The organism is Clostridium sp. BNL1100 (assembly GCF_000244875.1).
GTDB lineage: Bacteria > Bacillota > Clostridia > Acetivibrionales > DSM-1351 > Ruminiclostridium.
Genome location: NC_016791.1, coordinates 3168060 through 3190257, shown reverse-complemented (window position 1 = coordinate 3190257; position 22198 = coordinate 3168060). Strand labels below are relative to the sequence as shown.

The window sequence follows — 22198 nt, the reverse complement described above, 5'->3', positions numbered from 1 at the left end:
AGGCGGTGAAAAGAATGTATGCTTTTAAAACATTGGTAGATTTAATTGTTTCAAGGCAGGACGAAAAAGCCAAGGGTATCACATTTATACTAAGTGAAACCGAAGAACATTTTGTATCCTATAGTGAGTTATATCATGGAGCAATGAAACTTTTATACAATTTGCAGGCATCAGGCTTTCAAAAAGGCGACGAAGTTATATTTCAGATAGATAACAACAGACAATTCATGTTTGCCTTCTGGGCATGCATACTTGGAGGGATGATTCCGGTTCCGGTTACAACGGGGACAAATGACGAACACAAACTAAAGCTGTTTAAGATATGGGATATACTCAAAAATCCCAAAATGCTGGCTTCCGATGATTTTTTTGCAAGACTCAAAAGCTTTGGGGACAAAAACGGCTTATCTGAACAAGTTGACTTAATGCAAACAAAAACCTTAAGCATGGAGAATTTAGGGCAAACTGAATTTTTAGGTGAGATTGCAGAAGCCGAGGAAAATGATATTGCATTTATTCAGTTTTCATCAGGCTCTACAGGCGACCCCAAGGGCGTAATAATCACCCACAGGAATGTCCTCTATGATATAGGCTCCGTAATACGCTGGGTAAATATAAATTCAGAGGATTCAGGTCTAAACTGGATGCCCCTGACCCATGATATGGGCCTCATAGGTACACACATAAAGGATGTAATTGCATGTATAAACCAATACAATATCGAGACACAGCTCTTTATCAGACATCCTTCGCTATGGATACAAAAAGCCAGTGAACACAAGGTTACACTATTGTATTCACCTAATTTCGGCTACAAACATTTTCTGACCTTTTTTAAGCCGGAAGTAAAAAAGGACTGGGATTTGTCAAAGGTCAGGCTTATATACAATGGTGCAGAACCCATATCTTATGAATTGTGTGATGAATTCCTGGAAAAGCTGTCTCCTTATGGCTTAAAAAGAAACTCAATGTATACCGTTTACGGTCTGGCAGAGGGAACTATTGCAGTAACATTTCCACGCCTTGGTGATGAAATGAGGTTTATAAGCCTTGACCGTAATTACCTGAATGTAGGTGACATTGTAAGAGAAGTAGGCAAGGGTGACGCCAGAGGCTGCAGCTTTGCGGATGAAGGATATCCAATATATGATTGCTATGTCCGAATATGCGACAGTGACAACAATGACATAGGCGAAAACAAAATTGGCTACATATGCATATCGGGTGCCAATGTTACATCCGGCTACTATAACAACGAGGAAGCAACCCGCAAAGCAATAACCAATAACGGCTGGCTTAATACAGGTGATTTGGGTTTTATGAGGGATGGAAGACTTGTTATAACAGGACGTGCTAAAGATGTAATCTTTGTAAAGGGCCAAAACTACTATTCACATGATATTGAGCGTATCGCACAGGAAGCTGAGGGGATTGAACTCGGAAAGATTGTTGCGGTGGGAGCATTCAATGAAAAAATCAAGTCTGACGAACTGATACTCTTTGTTCTGTTTAAAATGAAAGCAGATAAATTTACAGGAACAGTACGCATTCTAAGAAAATTAATCAGTGAGAGAATGGGAATAGAAGTGTCACAGGTAATTCCAATAAAGAGTATTCCCAAAACCACCAGTGGTAAAGTACAACGTTACAAACTTCGTGAAAGCTATATCAATGGTGAGTTTGATACTATAAAAAATGAAATAGGATTACTGCTTAAATCAGAAGCAGAAAGCAGACCAATTGACTTGCCTGAAAATGAAATACAGGCCAAACTGGCAAGAATCTGGCAAGAGGTACTGGGTGTAAAGAAAATAGGCATAAAGGATAACTTTTTTGAATTAGGCGGGGATTCTTTGAAGATTACTCAAACAATTTCCAGAATAAGAGAAGAGTTCGGAGCTGAACTTGAACAGACCCTTTTGTTTGAAAACCCTGTTCTTGATGTCCTTGCTGAAATCGTTGAAAAATCAGATAAAATATCCGATGATGAAAATAGAATACAGCGTTTGCAGGAGAAAGGTACTTTACCCCTTTCCTATGCTCAGCAGAGGATATGGTTTCTTGACCGACTAAACGAAAACAGCTCTCAATACATGTTATATTCAGGTCTTAATATAAAGGGAACCCTAAATTATGATTTGTTGTTAAAAAGCCTTAATACAATTATAGAAAGACATGAGAGCTTGAGAACCTCCTTTTTAGAAGAAGATGGACTGCCTGTGCAAACGGTAATGGAAGGGGTTCGCATGGAGCTGCCTTTTATTAGTCTTGTAGAAATACCATTAGAGAACAGAAGAAAAGAAGCCATGGTTCTTGCAAAAGAGGGAATAAGCTGTCCTTTTGACTTAAGTAAGGCACCTCTTATAAGAGGAAAATTGCTTCAACTTGAAAAAGACGAGTATGTACTGATTCTGGCAGCCCACCATATGGTATTTGACGGGTGGTCATTTAAGGTACTGCTTAAAGAATTGGCAATCTTATATAATTCCTATATACAAAATAAAAATTATGTTTTGCCGGAATTAAAAATTACATATTCGGATTATGCTTGCTGGCAAATAGACAGATACAAGGAAAATACTATTCAGAAACAGCTTGTCTATTGGAAAGAAAAGTTAGGCGGAAAGCTTCCTATACTGGAACTGCCTTTTTCAAAGCAAAGGCCCACAGTACAAACCTATAAGGGTTCCAACTTCCGTTGCAGCCTTTCAGATGAGTTATATCAAAAACTAAAAAGAGGTGCGGAACAAGAAGGTGCTACTCTTTATATGATTCTACTTGCAGCCTTTAAGGTCTTACTTTTTAAATATACAGGACAAGAAGACATAATCATCGGTTCACCTGTTGCAAACAGAAACCGTTCAGAGCTGGAACCATTGATAGGGTTCTTTACAAACAATCTGGTCATTAGGACGGCTTTCAGCGGAAATAGCAGCTTTCGTGAGCTTTTGAGAAATGTAAGAAATGTCACCCTTGAAGCATACTCTAATCAGGATGTTCCTTTTGAAAAAATAGTTGAAGAACTTAATCTGGAACGCGATATGAGTCGCAATCCCCTTTTTCAGGTGTTCTTCAGCCTTCAGGATACTCCTGTACGGTCAGCAAGGCTGTCCGGCATGAGTATTTCAAGTATTGACATGGAGGGTGACACAGCGAGATTTGACCTTTCTGTTGATATAAACGACAGTGGATCGTGTCTGGAAGTAAACTTTGAATTTAATACAGATTTATTTGATGCGGAATACATAGTAAGAATGGCAGAACATTACACATATTTATTGGAGAACTTAACTGCAAATTTTGAAACACAAATCAAAAAGTTTGATATTTTAAGTTCAGAGGAGAGTAAAACCTTACTGGAAGGCTGGAACAATACCCGTGTGGATTTTGAGGGTGATTTGTGGATACGACTTTTTGAGGACAAGGTGTCAATTAACCCCCATGCCGTTGCCGTAGTAAAGGGAGACAGACAGCTTTCCTACAGTGACCTTGACACAAGAGCCAACCGGCTTGCAAATTATCTTGTATCTCTGGGAGTCGGCCCTGAAACCATAGTAGGTATATATATGGAGCGTTCCATAGATATGCTTACGGCTTTAGTTGGTGTCCACAAGTCAGGTGGAGCATACCTTCCTATGGACCCCGTTTTTCCAAAGGACAGGCTGGAGTTTATGCTGGACAATGCACAGGTTCCTATCATTTTAACTGATACTATAATCAAGGATACACTGCCTTTAAACAAAGCAAAAATTATCTGCATCAGTGAACAATGGAAGGAAATATCGGAACAAAGCATTGAAAAACCTGAAAACAGAGCGACAACGGATAATCTGGCATATGTAATATATACTTCAGGCTCCACTGGAAATCCCAAGGGTGTGCAGATTGAACACCGTGCATTAACTAACTTTTTGCTCTCAATGGGTACAAGTACGAATATATGTGAGAAGGACAGACTTTTGGCTGTAACCACTCTTTCATTTGACATTGCAGGACTTGAAATGCTGCTGCCGTTAGTAACAGGTGCCTCAGTTGTAATCGCAGGAAGGGATGAAGTAATAGACGGAGAAAAACTCATATCACTTATGGATAAGCATAATATTTCTATTATGCAGGCAACCCCTGCCACATGGCGAATGCTTGTAGAAGCACAATGGCAGGGCAGCAGCAGTCTCAAAATACTCTGCGGAGGAGAGGCACTGCCAAGAGATTTGGCAAATGAGCTGATGGACAGATGTTCATGCCTATGGAATGTTTATGGGCCTACTGAGACTACAATATGGTCTACCATGCTACGGTTAGATTCAAAAGAAGGCCCGGTATCAATAGGAAAACCCATTGCAAATACAACGGTATATATACTTGATAATGAAATGAAACCAACTGCTGTAGGGGTTCCGGGAGAACTATATATAGGTGGAGCAGGCCTTGCAAGGGGATATTTAAAACTTCCAAAGTTGACCCAAGAAAAATTTATCACCAACCCATTTAGCAGCGAAGTAGGTTCCAGACTATATAAAACAGGAGATATTGTCAGGTTTATGCCTGATGGAAATATAGAATTTGTTGGTCGTAGTGATCATCAGGTCAAAATACGAGGCTTCCGCATAGAGTTGGGTGAGATTGAGACACTTTTAAACAAAAATCCTCTGATAAGTCAGAGTGTAGTTATATGCAGAGAAATATTCTCGGGAGAAAAAGCACTTATAGCCTATGTAATCCCGAAAACAAAGGAAACAGATACGGTTATGTTAAGGGCCTACCTCAGGGAAAGACTGCCTGATTATATGATACCCTCGTATTTTGTAAAGCTTGATTCCTTTCCAATGACACCAAACAATAAAATAGACAGAAAAGCTCTGCCAATACCTGAAAAAACCACCCAAGGAGCAAACTCAGACACGATACAGCCGTCAAATGAGGTACAAAAGACAGTATCAGACGTTTGGAAAGAGGTTCTTGGAAGGGAAACCATAGGAATCAATGAGAATTTTTTTGACTTGGGAGGTCATTCACTCCTTTTGGCAAAAGTACGCAGCAAAATATCCAAAACAATGAATATAGATTTGCAGGTTATGGATTTGTTCAAATATCCTACAGTCAACACACTTTCAGAATATCTTGAACAGAGGCTGGGCAAAAAAACAGCTGTTATAAATAATAAACCGAGTATTCCAAAAACTACTTCTTCACAAAGCAATGATATAGCAGTAATAGGTATGAGTGCAAGAGTACCCGGTGCAAAGAATATAGATGAGTTTTGGACAAATCTCTGCCAGGGAAGGGAATCAATAACCCGTTTCAGTGACGAAGAAATAATAGCAGAGGGCATAGCCCCCGAACTGTTAAAAAAGCCGGAATACGTGAAGGCTTGGGGTGTTTTAGAGGATGCTGACAAATTTGATGCACAGTTTTTCGGCTTTAATCCAAGGGAAGCGGAAATACTGGACCCCCAGCAGAGAATATTCCTAGAAGAAGCATGGAAGGCAATGGAGGATGCAGGCTGCGATTCCGAAAAGTTCAGCGGTGCAATAGGAACCTTTGCAAGCGTCGGCATGAATACATATATAAAAAATCTTACAGAAGACAATGAAATCGGCAATGTTGCAAATAACTACCAGATAATGATAAATAACGATAAGGACTTTCTTGCCACCAGAGTAGCTTATAAACTAAATCTGGAAGGCCCCGGATTAACCGTTCAGACAGCCTGCTCATCCTCAATGGTTGCAGTACATCTTGCTTGCAGGAGTCTTTTGAATAAGGAATGTGATATGGCCTTAGCTGGCGGTGTAAGTATAAGACTTCCACAAAAAACAGGTTATTTGTATCAGGAAGGAATGATACTGTCACCGGATGGACATTGCAGAGCCTTTGATGAAAAAGCAAAAGGAACGGTGGGTGGAAACGGTGCTGGAGTAGTTGTTCTAAAAAGGCTGGAGGATGCCATAGCACAGGGGGATAACATCTGTGCAGTAATAAAGGCAACTGCGGTCAACAACGACGGGTCGCTGAAAGTAGGTTACACTGCCCCAAGAATTGAAGGTGAAGCGGGTGTTATTGCAAAGGCACAGGAACTTGCCGGAGTAAATCCTGACACCATTACATATATTGAAGCCCACGGAACAGGGACACCACTCGGAGACCCTATAGAAATAGAAGCGCTGGAGAAGGTATTCAGTGAAAAAACTGACAAGAAAAAGTATTGTGCAGTTGGTTCGGTCAAAACAAACATAGGTCATCTGGATGCGGCATCAGGGGTAATAGGCCTTATAAAAACAGTTCTTGCCATCAAGAACGGCAAAATACCCCCAAGTCTCAATTTTGATAAGCCTAATCCCAAGTGCAATTTTGAAAACGGACATTTCTATGTAAATGCAAAACTCTCCGAATGGAAAACTGATGGGATACCCCGAAGAGCAGGAGTAAGCTCATTTGGAATCGGAGGTACAAATGCACATGCAGTTCTGGAAGAAGCACCGGTAAAAAAAGATGTAACTCTTGAAAAATCAAGGCATTTATTGATATTTTCAGCTAAAACTTCAAGTGCACTAGAGAGAATGACATCAAACTTTGCATTACATTTAAAAGAAAATCCCGGTATAGATATGAACGATGCATCGTACACACTAAAGCTGGGCCGCAGAGAGTTTGAGTACAGGTGCTTGCTTGTTTGCAATACAAGAGAAGAAGCAATAGAAGCTATAGAAAATGATAATTTAATATATGCCAATAATATAAAGAATGGTAAAAGTTATAATCTGGAAAATTTGAAGGAATATACAGAGGAAGAACTGGGAATTTTCTGGCTACAAGGTGAAAAAATAGATTGGATAAGCTTATACGAAGGACAGGGAAGAAACAAGCTTAATCTTCCGGTGTACCCCTTTGAAGGACAGTCCTTCTGGGCAAAATCAAAAAAAGCAGTCAAGAAGGATATCAATGATTATTTTTATGCACCGGTATGGAAACAGGCTGTTTACAATATTCCGTCAGAGCTTACACTGCCTGAAAATAAGAAATCCATACTGGTACTGGCTAAAGAAAGTAACTTTGAAAATAAATTTGTTGAGCTTTTAAGAAAAGCAGGGGCAAAGGTCATTGAGGTTAATCCAATACAGCAGCAGGACTATGATACACTGCTGACAGAACTGAAAAATCAAGGCAACGTACCGGACAGAATTATAAATATGCTGGGCATTTCAAATGAAAACCGAGGCAAGGACCTTTTCTACAGTATGCTGTTTCTAACAAAAGCGTTGGGAAAACAGGAGTTAAAGAAAGAAATAACTACTATTGTTCTAACAAACGGTATGCAAAAGGTATTCGGCGAATCCGTGCTGTATCCTGAAAAAGCTTTGGTACTTGGCCCTTGTAGAGTAATTCCAAGGGAATATGAAAATATCAAGTGCAGAAGTGTGGATTTTATGCTTTGTGAAGAGGGCAGTCCTTGTGAAAGGGAACTGTTGGAGCAGCTTTTATATGAAGCCTATAGTGATTCCGAAGATACCACAGTAGCGTACAGAGGGGAAAGCCGTTGGATTCAAAGCTTTGATAAAATGAAACTCCAAAATACACAAAAGCCTGTACTTCAAATAAAAAATAAAGGAACTTATATTATAACAGGCGGATTGGGCGGAATCGGATTGGTTCTGGCAGAATACCTTGCCGAGAGGGAAAAAGTAAAGCTTGTCCTTGTGGGACGATCTTCATTCCCTGAAATGGAAAATTGGGATGAATGGCTGGAGAATAAGGGGAAGGCTGACAAAACTTCCACAAAAATAAGAATCTTAAAGAATATAAGAGAACTTGGCTCAGAAATTCTCATCTGCCGTGGAAATGTTGACAATATGGAAGAAATGCAAAGAGTACGTCAGCAGGTTCAGAATCACTTTGGAAAAATCGACGGAGTAATTCATGCAGCCGGAAATCCCGGCGGCGGTATGATACAGATAAAGAAAGAAAGTTTTGTTGAAAATGTATTTGCACCAAAGGTCACGGGAACACAGGTATTGTATGAAGTATTAAAGGATTGCAAGCTTGATTTCTTCATTATGAGTTCATCCCTTAACTCCATAACAGGAGGTTTTGGACAAGCAGATTACAGTGCCGCTAATAATTTTATGAACGCATTTGCAATTGCCCATGATTCAAGACATGGAACACGTTTTGTATCAGTCAACTGGGACAGATGGCCCGGAATAGGTATGGCCATAGACAATAAAAAATCTGTTCATCCTTTACTGGATAGAAAGATATCCGAATCTCCGGATAAAGCAGTATATTTATCACGGTTTAATCCTAAAAAGGACTGGGTGTTGAGTGAACATCTTGTGATGGGAATCCCTACAATAGCGGGAACAACATATATTGAAATGGCTAGAGCTGCTTTTGCAGATATAAATGGAGATAAACCTGTTGAATTTTCAGATGTGACCTTTTTAACTCCAATGGCAGTTAGGGAAAATGAAGAACAGGAAGTTTTGACAATATTGCAAAGAAACGGCGGACATTATGAATTCAAAATATTTAGCAGACTCTGTTCATATGTGGAAGAAAACCCATGGAGAGAACATGCACAGGGAAAGATTGCGGCTGCAATTGACCCGGAATATAAACAGATTGATATTTCTGGATCAGCAGACATATTTAATGAAGAAAAATTTGATTACATTAATAAAGATTTTGAAGAATTTATAACTTTCGGGAACAGATGGAGGACACTGAAAAGGCTTGGATTCCACGGTACAAAAGGATTTGCAGAGATAGAACTGGCCCCGGAATTTATAGATGATTTAAAGTACTTTAATATACATCCTTCTCTTTTGGATGTTGCTACCGGTTCGGTAAGGCTGGCATCCAAAAGAAATTTTCTTCCTGTTTCATACGAGAAGATAATTGTAAGACAAAGACTGCCTGAAAAAATTTATGCAAATATAACATTCAGGGACGAATACGATGCACCCAATGAAATAATAACCTGTGATATTGATGTTTTGGATGAAAAAGGTGTTCAGCTAATTGAAATAAAGAATTTTTCCATGAGGCAAATTTCAGATGAGAACAGTGAAAACATTAAAAACAGAAGCCGGAAATTAAACTCCTTTACCGAAGACACCCAAGTCTATAACAGCTTAATTAACAGTTCAAACAGTGGCAATATTATGGATTCGGGATTGACGGCAGCCGAAGGCAGGAAGGTATTTGAAAAGATACTGTCAGGACAGTATTTTAACAATCAGGTTATTGTATCGACCAAAGAAATTAGTGAAGCTATTGCAAACGCAGGTTATATAAATAAAAAAATCAATACCGTTGCTGAGAAGGACGAACAAAAAACATTACATCCAAGACCTGACCTTCCCAATGCCTATTCTGCACCTAAAAGCGAGGCTGAAAAAAGGCTTGTACCCGTATGGCAAAATCTTCTTGGTATAGAGGGGGTAGGAATTCATGATGAGTTTTTTGCACTGGGTGGAGATTCTCTTCTATTGGTACAGCTACATACAAAAATAAAAGAAATATTCCCCACAGATTTAGCCGTTGTTGATTTATATAAATACAATACAATAGCACTTCTGGCCTCAAAGCTTGAGGGTGAAAACCATCAGGAAGAAAAGCCAAGCTTTAAACGCATAAATGAAAGGGTCAGCAAACAGCAGGAAAGATTAAAGCAAAGAAAACAAAGGATGATGATACAGAGGGGGGAGAATCATTAATGAGTAATTTTGAAGAAAACGGTTCCCTGGACGGTACAATTGCCATAATAGGTATGGCAGGCCGTTTCCCGGGTGCTAATAATACTGATGAGTTCTGGGAGAATCTTTATAATGGTGTGGAGTCTGTGAAATTTTTTAAACACGATGACCTGGTAAAGATGGGGATAGACGAACATCTGCTGGATAATCCTAAATATGTTGCGGCTGATGCTATTTTAGACGGAATGGACATGTTTGACGCCGAGTTTTTTGATTATTCGGCCAGAGAAGCCGAAATTATGGATCCGCAGCACCGCTTGTTTTTAGAGAGTGCGTGGGAGGTACTTGAAAGTGCCGGATATAATTCTGACCTGTATGACGGACGAATCGCAGTCTATGCAAGTGCGAACCTAAGCGGATACATGGTAAGAAACCTGTATTCCAATCCTGGACTGGTTGAAAGTCTGGGCTCATTCAAAATAATGATAGCAAACGGACAGGATTTCCTTGCAACAAAAGTGTCCTACAAAATGAATCTTATGGGGCCAAGCGTAAATGTCAATACTCTTTGTTCATCATCTATGGTAGCAGTTCACTACGCTTGTCAGAGTCTTAACAACTTTGAGTGTGATATCGCTATGGCAGGAGGAGTAAGCTTTCAGGTGTCCAGAAATGAGGCATTCTTTTATCAGGAAGGCGGCATAGGTTCAGCAGACGGACACTGCCGTGCTTTTGACTCCAAAGCCAACGGTACGGTAAGCGGAAGCGGACTGGGCATTTTAGCATTAAAAAGACTTGAGGATGCAATTGCTGACGGAGATTATATACATGCAATTATAAAAGGGACAGGTATTAATAATGACGGTTCCTCAAAAAACAGTTATACTGCTCCAAATGTAGACGGTCAAGCGGAATGTATTGCTGAGGCTATAGAAATGTCGGGTGTCAATCCTGAAACAATTACATACATAGATGCTCACGGAACCGGTACAAACCTTGGAGATCCCATTGAAATAGCCGCTTTGAACAAGGCATTCAGGGCTTATACCGATAAAAAAGGATTTTGTGCCATTGGTTCGGCAAAAACCAATATAGGACATCTTGTAAATGCCGGTGGTCTGGCCAGTATGATAAAAACGGTACTTTCCATGAAACACAGGATAATTCCGGCAAGTCTGAATTTCGAAGAGCCGAACCCCAAAATAGACTTTGTAAACAGCCCATTCTATGTAAACAGTGAACTATCAAAATGGGAAACAGAAGGTTTTCCACTTAGAGCAGGTGTTAGCTCCTTTGGAATCGGCGGCACCAATACCCATGTTGTTCTGGAAGAAGCTCCTGCTGTGGAGCCATCCGAAAAATCACAAAGGCCTTACCAATTAATTTCACTATCAGCAAAGACAGAAACAGCCCTTGAAAAAATGACACAAAACCTTGTTGAACATATAAAGAAGAATCCTGACTTGAATTTGTCAGATATAGCATTTACACAACATGTAGGCAGAAGGAGTTTCAACCACCGTAGAATTGCAGTTTGTAAAAACCTTGAAGATTTGGAAATGAAATTAAGTAATTCCACGTGCGGTAATGTTATCTCATACTTCCAGAAACACAAGGACAGGCCGGTTGTATTTATGTTTCCCGGCAATGCAAAATACATAAAAGAGTGCGGTGAATTGTACAGGACAGAAGAGAAATTCAAAAATACTGTGGATTACTGTGCAGACCTTCTATTGTCAATACTGGGTACCGATATTAGAACTTTACTTGATTCAGACAGGACTGCAAATGAAAATAGCATTGAAAGGTCAGTAGCTTTTGTTACACAGTATTCAATGGCAAAACTGCTTCAAGAATCAGGCTTGAAACCTGAAAGCCTGATAGGAGAAGGTACGGGAGAATATGTCGCCGCTTGTATTTCAGAAGTATTGAGCCTTGAAGATGCATTGAGAATTACTGCTTCAGAAGACGAGGATTATCCGGAAATTCTTTCGGAAATCAGTTTAAATGTACCTCAAATACCCTTTGTATCATCCATGAGTGGAAATTGGATAGATGATTCCTTGGCCACAAATACGGATTACTGGTTGAAACAGCGTAACAGCAGCTTTTCAGCTCAGGGCTTGCAGGAAATTCTGTCCGATAATGAAAGGATTTTTGTTGAAATAGGCAACGGGGAAAGGTTCTTGAATGAAGTCGGCACTTCGTTGATTGCAGTTCAGATTGAAAACAAAAGTCCATCTGAGTCATTTATGGAATGTATAGGAAAGATTTGGGTTTACGGAGCAAAAGTTGACTGGAATAAATTTTATGAAGAAGAAAAGAGACACCGTATTCCTCTGCCCACATATCCATTTGAAAGGCAGCGATATTGGATTGAACCCGGGGTAAAAAATAAAAACACTCAGCAACCAGAGTTCCCTGTTTCAGATAAATCAGAAATTGATGAAAAGGTTCTTGCAGAGTGTATTAAGGGGAATATATCAATATCAGTAGATTTGGATGAATCAGCAAAGAAAAAGCAAATAGAAGATATTCTTCTTTTTAAAGAAAAACTTGAAAAGCTGTGCTCTGAATTCCAAGGTAAAATAAACGTTTCACCCCTATTGCTAAAAGGGTCGGAAAAAATTTCAGAAAATATGGATGGTTCCGAAAAGCTTAGCAAAAGGCCTCGTCCCGATTTGGATGTACCTTATGTGGAACCTTCAAGTGAAGTTGAAAAAGTAATTGCGGAGCACTGGAAAAAGGTTCTTGGCTTTGAAAAACTGGGAATACACGACGATTTCTTTGAGCTGGGAGGGCATTCGCTGATTGCTGCCGCCGTTGCATCAGATTTAAGTAAGGTATTCAATATTCAAATACCAATGACCAAGCTTTTGGAGGCTACAACAATAGCGGATGTCGCAGAAATGGTTGAAACCTATCAATGGGCAATGCAGGGAGAAGGAGAGGCAGCTGCTGCTGAAGAGGACTTGGAAGGCGGAACAATATAATTTTAGGAGGTGGTTAGAGTGTCTGTAATGCAATTTCTGTCAAGACTGCGTAATATGGGAGTAAATTTATGGCTGGACAAGGATGAATTAAAGTATCAGGCTCCAAAAGGAGTAGTAAACAAAACATTACTTTCTGAAATATCTCAAAATAAGCATGAAATAATAGAATTTCTTAAAAAATTAAAAATGGAAGCAAGTTCGAATAATGAACAAATTCCGCAGGCTCCCAGAGACGGCATAACGGAATTTCCACTCTCCTATTCACAGCAGTCCATGTGGTTTTATGATCAGCTTATAAAGGGAAATCCTGCTTTTAATATATCAAATGCTGTAAAAATAACAGGTGAACTTGACATTGATGCCCTTGAAAATGCAATAAATGAACTGGTAAGAAGACATGAAGCCTTGAGGACTACCTTCGGAAGTATTGATGGAAATCCCGTTCAGGTAATAAAAGCAGAAATAGAAGCAGAGCTTTGTAAAACATATCTGGAGAGGTCCGTTGATGAAGTCCGGATTAAAAACCTTTTAAAAGAGGAAGCAAGGAGGGTCTTTAATCTGGAAACTGGCCCCTTATTCCGTTTTCACCTATTTATACTTAGTGATGAGGAATATGTATTAACTATGGTTATACACCATATAATATCAGACGGCTGGTCAAATACGGTATTGGTAGGAGAGCTGTTTACCTTATACAAAGCTGGTATACAGGGTGTAGTTCAGGTATTGCCGCTGCCTTCGGTACAATTTGCGGATTATGCATACTGGGAAAAAAACAGGCTGCAGGGAGAGTTATTGGAAAATTTGCTGGACTACTGGAAAAAACAGCTGACAAATACCAGTACACTAAAACTTCCTATGGATCGTGAAAGACCTACAGTGCGTACTTTTGAGGGTGGATATGAACCTGTAGTAATATCCCCGGAACTTACCAAAAAAATAAATATAGTTTGTAAAAATAAAAGTGTTACACAGTTCATATTGATTCTTGCTGCTTTTAAAACTTTGCTTTACAGGTATTCGGGACAGGAGGATATTTGTATTGGTACTGTTGTAGCAAACAGAAACAGAACAGAGATTGAGCGTGCAGTGGGATTTTTTATGAATACTCTTGCATTGCGTACCCGTATTGAAGGGGATAGCAGTTTTTCGGAGGTACTGGAAAGGGTGAAGAAAACCACCTATGACGCATTTACATATCAGGAATTGCCTTTTGACAAGATGGTGGAGGAGCTGAAACCTCCCAGAGAGGATGGAGTAAACCCTTTTTTCCAGGTTATGTTTATATTGCAAAACACTCAAAAAGTGGACCTAGAGCTTCCCGGAGTAAAAATGCAGCCTCTTGATATAGATAGCGGTATGGCTCCATTTGATTTAAGGCTGCAACTTACTGAAACACAAGAAGGTTTAAAGGGAGGCTTTGACTATAACGTTTCAATTTTTGATTCCTCTACCATCAGAAGTTTGGTAAGGCACCTAATTTCGACAATAGAATGTATAGTAGAAAATCAGGGGCAAAAAATTACACAGCTTCCGATATTCACTCAGGAGGATATTAAAAAAATACATAAGCTAAAAATAGCTGTTACAGCAACCTTTACAGCTGAACCTGTTGAAGATTATACAAATTGGTGGTGTAAACGATTCGATATTAAGAATGAGGTGGTTTTTGCACCGTATAACCAGGTATTTCAGCAACTTTTAGACGAAACAAGCCTTATTTCTTCAAATGACGGTGTCAATATATTGCTAATCCGTTTTGAGGATTGGCTTAGAAACGATAAGTCCGGCGATGATGAACAGATTAAAAAGCTTGAAGAGAACTATAGGTATCTTATAAATATTTTAAAATCAAAAGCAAAGTTTATACCTTATTTTATTGCGGTATTTCCTGTCTGTAGGTATTCAAATATGAGTCAAAGAGTCAGTGAATACATAGAAGATATGAACAATAGATGGAAACTGGCTTTAGAGGATATGGAAAACGTATATGTAATGGACTGCGGAACTCTGGATGAGCAGTTTGCTATTGATACAGTGTTTGATCTCCTGAAAGATACGGAAGCACATATGCCTTTCAGCGATATGTATTTCAGTGCCTTAGGAACATTTGCCGCCAGAAAGATATGTGCATTGAGAAAGCAGAATTTCAAGGTTATAGTTCTTGATTGTGACAATACCCTATGGAAAGGTGTATGCGGAGAAGAAGGACCACAAGGGGTTATAATAAGTGAACCCTTTAAGAGATTACAGGAGTTTATGCTGGAACGCTACAGAGAAGGTATGCTGCTGGCTCTTTGCAGTAAAAACAATGAAGCAGATGTATGGGATGTATTTGATAATAACACGGGAATGTTGCTGAAAAAGGAGCATTTTGTATCATGGAGAATAAACTGGCAGTCAAAAGCCGACAACATAAGTGGAATTGCCCATGAGCTTAATCTTGGGATTGACAGCTTTATTTTTATAGATGATAGTCCTGTGGAGTGCAGTGAGGTAATGATAAAACTGCCGGAGGTATTAACCCTTAACCTGCCTGAAAATGCAAAACAAATACCGTCGTATCTACAGCATGTCTGGGCCTTTGACAGATTCAAAGTCACCGCAGAGGATGCTCAAAGAACACAAATGTATATAGCCGAGAAGGAAAGAAAGCAAATGCAGGACAGTGTTCATTCTCTGGACGGTTTTATACAAGGCCTTGAACTTAAAATGAGTATGAACCCCATAGGGGATTCACAATACATGAGAGTAGCCCAACTGACACATAGGACCAATCAGTTTAATCTTAGCACTATAAGAAGAACGGAAGAGGAATTGAGGTTACTGACAAGTTTGCCGGGTTTCAAATGCCATACAATAGAGGTAAGCGACAGATTCGGTGATTACGGGCTTGTAGGTGTGGTAATATCAAAGGAAAACGGTGACAAGCTGTTAATAGACACATTCCTGCTGAGTTGCAGAGTATTGGGAAGAAGGATCGAAGATGCGATACTTGTTGGCCTTAAAAAGCTTTGTATTAAAACAGGTGCAAAGGTACTTGAAGCAGAGTTCCGACCTACTGAAAAAAATATGCCCTTTAAGCAATTTCTTGAAAAGAGTGGTTGGAAAAGTATTGAAGAAGGGAGCGGATTCAGCAGATACCAATTGGATATTAAAGCAATACCTGAACATGAAGATCTGGTAGATTGTTACTATGATTCTAAATTTGAGTCCAAAGTAAAGTCCACAGTAGCAACAGAATCAAAATATGAGCCGGTTTGCATAAAACAAGAAAAAGAAAAGACGTTAGTAAATAATGACTGGAAAGTTCTTGAAGTAAACAGGGAAATGCTTCTCCACAAAGCATATCTGCTTCCCCTTGAAAATGCTTCGGGGAAACTGCTTGCGGCACTGCCTGTTCATGGGGCCTGTAGGGGTAAGAAACCTGTCGAAACCACAAACCAACAATACAAAGCTCCCGGCAATAAAACTGAAAAGATACTGGTTGAAATTTGGCAAGAGATACTTGGAGTTGAGAAAATAGGAGTGAATGACGATTTCTTTAGGCTGGGGGGACACTCTCTTACTGCTGTTTCCATAATTTCCAGACTTAGGGACAGATTCCATAAATACATTCCTCTCCAATGGATTATAGAGAACAGAACCATAGCACAATTGGGGAAGTTAATAGGGGAATTTGAAGAAACAGATAATTCTGATGATGCACAAGACCATATATCAAGGGTTTGTGACGGAAAAAAAGAATTTCCTCTTTCCTTTTCACAACAGTCCATGTGGTTTTATGACCAGTTGAACAAGGGTAATGCAGTTTTCAATTTGTCCAGTGCTGTACGTATAAGCGGCGGACTGAATATTGAAATCCTTAAACAGACACTAAAAAATGCCGTATTGTCCCATGAAGCTTTAAGAACAACATTCAAGAACATAAATGGTAGCCCTGTGCAGGTTATAAAGGACAACATTGACGTTGAGATAAATGAAATTGACCTGACCTACCTGACAACAGAAAATGAAGGAGAAATCAGAGAACTATTAAAGCAAGAGGCACGTTATATATTCAATCTGGAAAAAGGCCCGTTGTTCAGATTCTGCCTTTTCTTACTCAACGGAAATGAATATATTTTTTCAATGACAACACATCACATAATATCTGACGGTTGGTCAAATACGATTATAGTAGAAGAATTTTTGCACAACTACAGTCAGCTTGCCAAAGGACAAGCCATAGAAATAAAATCGTTCCCGATAAGGTTTGCAGACTATGCCATATGGGAAAGGAACAGATTTTCAGGAGAAAGATTGGAAAAGCTTATGGGATACTGGAAAAAGCAGCTTGAAAATCCAACAACTCTTGAACTTCCCACCGATAAGGCCCGACCTAAAAACCGTACATATGAAGGTGGTTTTGAGAGTATTGTAATTCCCGAAAAACTGGTGCAGGAGCTAAGGCAACTTTCAAATGACCGGGGTGTAACAATGTTTATGCTTATTCTTGCGGCATTCCAGACACTATTACACAGGTATTCGGGGCAAAATGATATTTTTACGGGTACAGTAGTTGCAAACCGAAACAGAGCTGAAATTGAAAATACAGTGGGGCCTTTCATAAATACATTGGTTCTTAGAACTGATTTTGACGAGGATCCGGACTTTTTAAGCCTTCTTTCAAAAGTTAAAAAAACTACTCTTAAGGCATATGAACATCAGGAACTGCCCTTTGACAAAATGCTTGAAGAAATGAGACTGGAACGAGACTTAAGCAGAGCTCCGTTATTTCAGGTTATGTTTATACTCCACAACAATAAGAAAGCTGAACTGGACCTTGACGGATTGAAAATAACCGAAATAGCTGTGGCAAGCGATATGGCTCCTTTTGATTTAAGGTTGCAGCTGACAGAGACAGAAAAAGGGATAAAGGGAGGGTTTGACTATAACATATCGCTATTTGAACCTTCAACAGTTAAATCAATATCGCTGCATCTGATAAAATTACTTGAAAATATAGTACAAAAGCCTAACGAGAAGGTTTCCAGGCTTGAATATATTACAGAAACAGAAAAGAGACAGATATTATCGGACTTTAATAATACTGATGCAGATTTTCCTGGCGACAAGGTTATCTATCAATACTTGGAGGAACAGGCAGCAATAAATTCTATGAATCCGGCAGTAATATTTGCAAATAAGAAATTGAGCTACGGTGAACTTAATTACAGAGCAAACAGCCTTGCAAGGCTTCTGCAGGAAAATGGAGTAGGACGGGACAGTATTGTAGCAGTAATGATGGAACGTTCACTTGAGATGATAATAGCAATAATGGCTGTACAGAAAGCAGGAGGAGCATATCTCCCGGTGGACCCCCATTTTCCTGTCGATAGAATAGATTATATACTCAAAGACAGTCATACTGGGATATTGCTGACCCATAAGGAGTTTGTAGACTTTAAAATTCCTCAAAACATAAAAAAGATAAATCTTGATTTAGTTGATTTATCCTGTGGAGATAAGGCCAATCTGCCTTTGATATCACGTCCTGAGAATATTGCATATGTAATTTATACATCAGGCTCCACAGGTAAGCCTAAAGGAACGTTGATAGAACACAGGTCTCTTGTCAACAGGCTTAACTGGATGCAGAAAAAATATCCGTTAAATGTAGATGATATTATCCTCCAGAAAACACCTTACACCTTTGATGTTTCAGTCTGGGAAATGTTCTGGTGGTCTATGGCGGGAGCCAAAGTATGTTTTCTTGAACCCGGAGCTGAAAAAGACCCCGGAAAGATTGTGGAAGCTATTGAAAAAAACAATATTACAGTTATTCATTTTGTGCCATCAATGCTAAGTATTTTTCTGGAATATCTTAAACAAACGGGTGAGGCATCAAGGGTTGCCGGACTAAAGCAGGTTTTTGCCAGCGGAGAGGCATTAACACCTTCACAGGTAGCAGCTTTTAAGGCACTGTTTTCAAAAAACGGAACCAGACTTACAAACCTTTACGGGCCTACGGAAGCAACAATAGATGTATCATATTTTGACTGTGACACAGAGGCCGAACTGGATTCTATTCCTATTGGAAAGCCTATTGATAATACAAAGCTCCTTATAATGGACAAAAATATGCAGCTCCAGCCTGTGGGGGTAGCAGGAGAGCTGTGTATCGGCGGTATCGGTCTGGCAAGAGAGTACCTGAACAAACCCGAACTCACAAATGAGAAATTTGTTCAAAATCCATACCAACCCAACCGGAGACTTTACCGCACCGGTGATTTGGCAAAGTGGGGACGGGACGGAAATATTGAATACTTGGGGAGGATGGATTTTCAGGTTAAAATACGAGGGCTGAGGATTGAACTTGGTGAGATAGAAAAGCAGCTAACGGTTCACCCGGAAGTAAAAGAGTGTGTGGTAGTTGCATGGAGAAAAGGCGAGGGTGATATACAGCTGGTAGCATATGTAGTATGCAAAAATGGTATGAGAGCGGAACAAGGAAGTATTCAGTCATTCCTTGAAAAGAGTCTCCCGGAATATATGGTTCCAAGAATTTATGTTTTCCTGGAAAAAATGCCTCTATCCCCCAATGGGAAAATAGACAGGAAGGCACTTCCCACTCCTGTGATTGTAACAGACAGAGTTTATACGGCTCCAAGAAACGACACGGAAAAACAGCTGGCAGATATATGGCAGAAAATATTAGGCTTAGACAGGATTGGAATAAACGACAATTTCTTTGATATCGGCGGGGATTCCTTAAAAGCAATGGAAACAATCATATTACTGAAAAAATTGGGACTACAGCTTGAAATAAAAGACTTGTTTGAAGGCCAGACAATAGCAAATTTAAGCGGGTTAGTAAAATATTCCACAAAGAATGAAGCAGAGGAACCCGTTACCGGAGAATTAGGCTTGATTCCTACCCAGAAAGGATTTTTCAGAAAAACAAGGACGGAAATAAATCACTGGAACATATCCGTAATGATGTTCAGGAAAGACAGGCTTGATGAGAATATTATTAAAAAGGCTTTTTCCAGAATAATAGAACAGCACGATGCACTTAGAATAAATTTCAGGATTGACGGAGAAAAAATAACCCAATACAACAGAGGCATAGACGGTGAATTATTTGAAATAAGTATATTTGACTGTATAGCTGACAAGGATGATACAACCAATATGGATAATACGGCATATGCCTTACACAGGAGCATGAATCTTACAGAGGGGCCCCTTGTAAAGCTGGCACTTTTCAGACGCCACGACGGAGACCATCTTCTGCTTGTGATACATCACCTGCTTTGTGACGGGCTATCACTTATGACAGTACTAGAGGATGCAGCAGCAGTGTATAATCAGTTGCAAAGAAATGAGTCGATATCACTTCCTCCAAAAACTTCTTCTTTAAAGGACTGGTCCGAGAGAATATATACTTATTCCAACAGCAGTGAATTTCTAAAGGAAATTGATTATTGGGAAAAAGTAGAAAGCACACCTATAGCACTGCTTCCAAAGGATACAACATTTGGTGAGGAAAGGCATAAGTATGATGTTGCCATAAACGAAACACTGCTTTCAGGAAATGAAACAAAGGTACTAATGAAGAATGTAAATCAGAGCTTTGACACAGATATAAAGGATTTACTGGCAACGGCTTTCGGGGCAGCTGTAAAAGAGTGGACAGGCACGAACAATATACTCATAGATTATAAAATTCATGGCAGGGAGAACATTTTTGACGAGATTGATGTTTCAAGGACAGTGGGCTGGTTTGCCACTGAGTTTCCGGCAATACTTGATATGTCCAAGCTGGAAGATCTCCCGGCCCAGATAATATCAATCAGAGATATGTTCAGAAATGTTCCCGGCAGGGGACTTGGGTATGAAATCTTGAGGGAGGTAACTCTGCCTGAAAATAAAAAGGATTTAAAACTAAACCTGCACCCGGAAATATTATTTAATTATTCAGGTGATTTTGCAGGCCGGACAAATGAGGATTTTCAGGGCTTCAGCATATCACCTCTATATAAAAACCTAAATGAGAGTCCTGAATCTGAAAGAAAGTACACCTTGATTATTGAACTCATGATTCTGGATGGCAACTTGAATGTTACTTTGCATTACAACAAGCATCAGTATTACGAAAGTACAATGAAAGAGCTGCTTGATAAATTTAAAAAGTATCTTTATGAAATTACAAATTTGGGTATAGAAAGCAAATTTCAAAAGGAGATGGATATGGTATGAATAAGCTAGCATTTTTGTTCCCGGGACAGGGGGCTCAATATATCGGTATGGGTAATAAACTTTGTGAAAACTTTTCGGTTGCAGGACAGGTCTTTGATGAAGCAAATGAAGCCCTTGGCTTTGATTTAAAAAAAATGTGCTTGCATGGAAGTATGGACGAATTGACAAAAACAGAAAATACCCAGCCTGCCATCCTGACTGCAAGTGTTGCAGCATTCAGAGTGTATATGCAGGAGATAGGCATTAAGCCAGACTATACCGCCGGACACAGCCTTGGAGAGCTTTCTGCACTCTGCTGTGCAGGAGGTATAGGGTTTACAGACGCTGTCAGGCTTGTAAGGCAGAGAGGAAGGCTTATGCAGCAAGCAGTTCCTGAAGGAATGGGTAGTATGGCTGCGGTAAGCGGTGTTGAAAAGGAAATTATAGAAAAGGAATGTTCCCGGGTATCAAAAGAAGGGAATATTGTGGTGGTCTCCAACTATAATTCATTGGAGCAAATAGTAATATCAGGGCATGTAAAAGCAGTTAATGATATGGGAGAGCAGTTGAAGTCCATGGGTGCAAGAGTGGTTTATCTGAAAGTAAGTGCACCCTTTCACAGCCCGTTGATGCAGCCCGCAGCTGACAGATTCAGAGAGGAACTGGAGAAATATGACTTCTGCGAAATGGAATGGCCTGTAATTTCAAATGTTACGGCAAAGCCATACCCCGGCAAAGACCAAATTATTGATTATTTGACACTGCAAATAACAAATCCTGTAAAATGGCAGTCCACGATAGAGTATTTACAGAACTCCGGCATTAATAAAGCTGTTGAAATGGGGCCAAAAGCTGTTTTAAAAAACCTTTTGCGGAGCAATACGACAATAACGGTATTTACATCAGAAACAACGGAAGATATATCACTTATGAAGAAAAAACTGGTTTCGGCAAAAGATTCGGAAAAGCCTGTAGATAACGGTCTGATGTTTATAACCGGTTGTATTGCAGCTGCGGTCAGTACGAAAAACCGCAACTGGGACGAAAATACATATCAGAAAGGTGTAGTTGAGTCTTACAGAAAATTAGTTGAACTGAAAGAAGAGTTGATAAAACAAAGAATACAGCCTAACGAAGAGCATATTGAAGAGGCTGTGGATTTATTAAAACAAATATTCAATACAAAATTGTTACCGGTTAATGAACAGAAGGTAAGGTTAAACAAGTTGTTCATAGAAGCGGGGTTACAATCTAAAACTGGCAGTTTATAAGGAAGGCAGGTAT

General features: G+C 39.5%; 4 protein-coding genes. All 4 read left to right on the top strand.

Annotation, left to right across the window (positions count from 1 at the left end):
* Positions 1-14 precede the first annotated feature (14 nt).
* Genes CLO1100_RS13430 through fabD form a run of 4 tightly spaced genes read left to right on the top strand, consistent with a single transcriptional unit; the run spans position 15 to position 22185 of the window.
* Positions 15-9719 (top strand): non-ribosomal peptide synthetase, encoded by a 9705-nt coding sequence (locus CLO1100_RS13430; RefSeq protein WP_014314299.1) that lies wholly within the window; start codon positions 15-17, stop codon positions 9717-9719.
* Entirely contained in the window at positions 9719-12691 is a 2973-nt protein-coding gene (locus CLO1100_RS13425) for a type I polyketide synthase (protein ID WP_014314298.1), read from the top strand. The genes CLO1100_RS13430 and CLO1100_RS13425 overlap by 1 nt, the downstream gene beginning before the upstream one ends.
* Positions 12692-12718: 27 nt before the next feature.
* Positions 12719-20935 (top strand): non-ribosomal peptide synthetase, encoded by an 8217-nt coding sequence (locus CLO1100_RS13420; protein ID WP_242836733.1) that lies wholly within the window; start codon positions 12719-12721, stop codon positions 20933-20935.
* Complete coding sequence (fabD, locus tag CLO1100_RS13415; RefSeq protein WP_014314296.1) at positions 20932-22185, top strand: ACP S-malonyltransferase; 1254 nt, start codon at positions 20932-20934, stop codon at positions 22183-22185. The genes CLO1100_RS13420 and fabD overlap by 4 nt, the downstream gene beginning before the upstream one ends.
* The last annotated feature ends 13 nt before the right edge of the window (positions 22186-22198 follow it).

What these genes read in the sequence shown, in the direction of transcription:
- CLO1100_RS13420 (WP_242836733.1), top strand. Translation starts at nt 12,719, where the DNA reads ATGCAATTTCTGTCAAGACTGCGTAATATGGGAGTAAATTTATGGCTG.
- CLO1100_RS13430 (WP_014314299.1), top strand. Translation starts at nt 15, where the DNA reads ATGTATGCTTTTAAAACATTGGTAGATTTAATTGTTTCAAGGCAGGAC.
- CLO1100_RS13425 (WP_014314298.1), top strand. Translation starts at nt 9,719, where the DNA reads ATGAGTAATTTTGAAGAAAACGGTTCCCTGGACGGTACAATTGCCATA.
- fabD (WP_014314296.1), top strand. Translation starts at nt 20,932, where the DNA reads ATGAATAAGCTAGCATTTTTGTTCCCGGGACAGGGGGCTCAATATATC.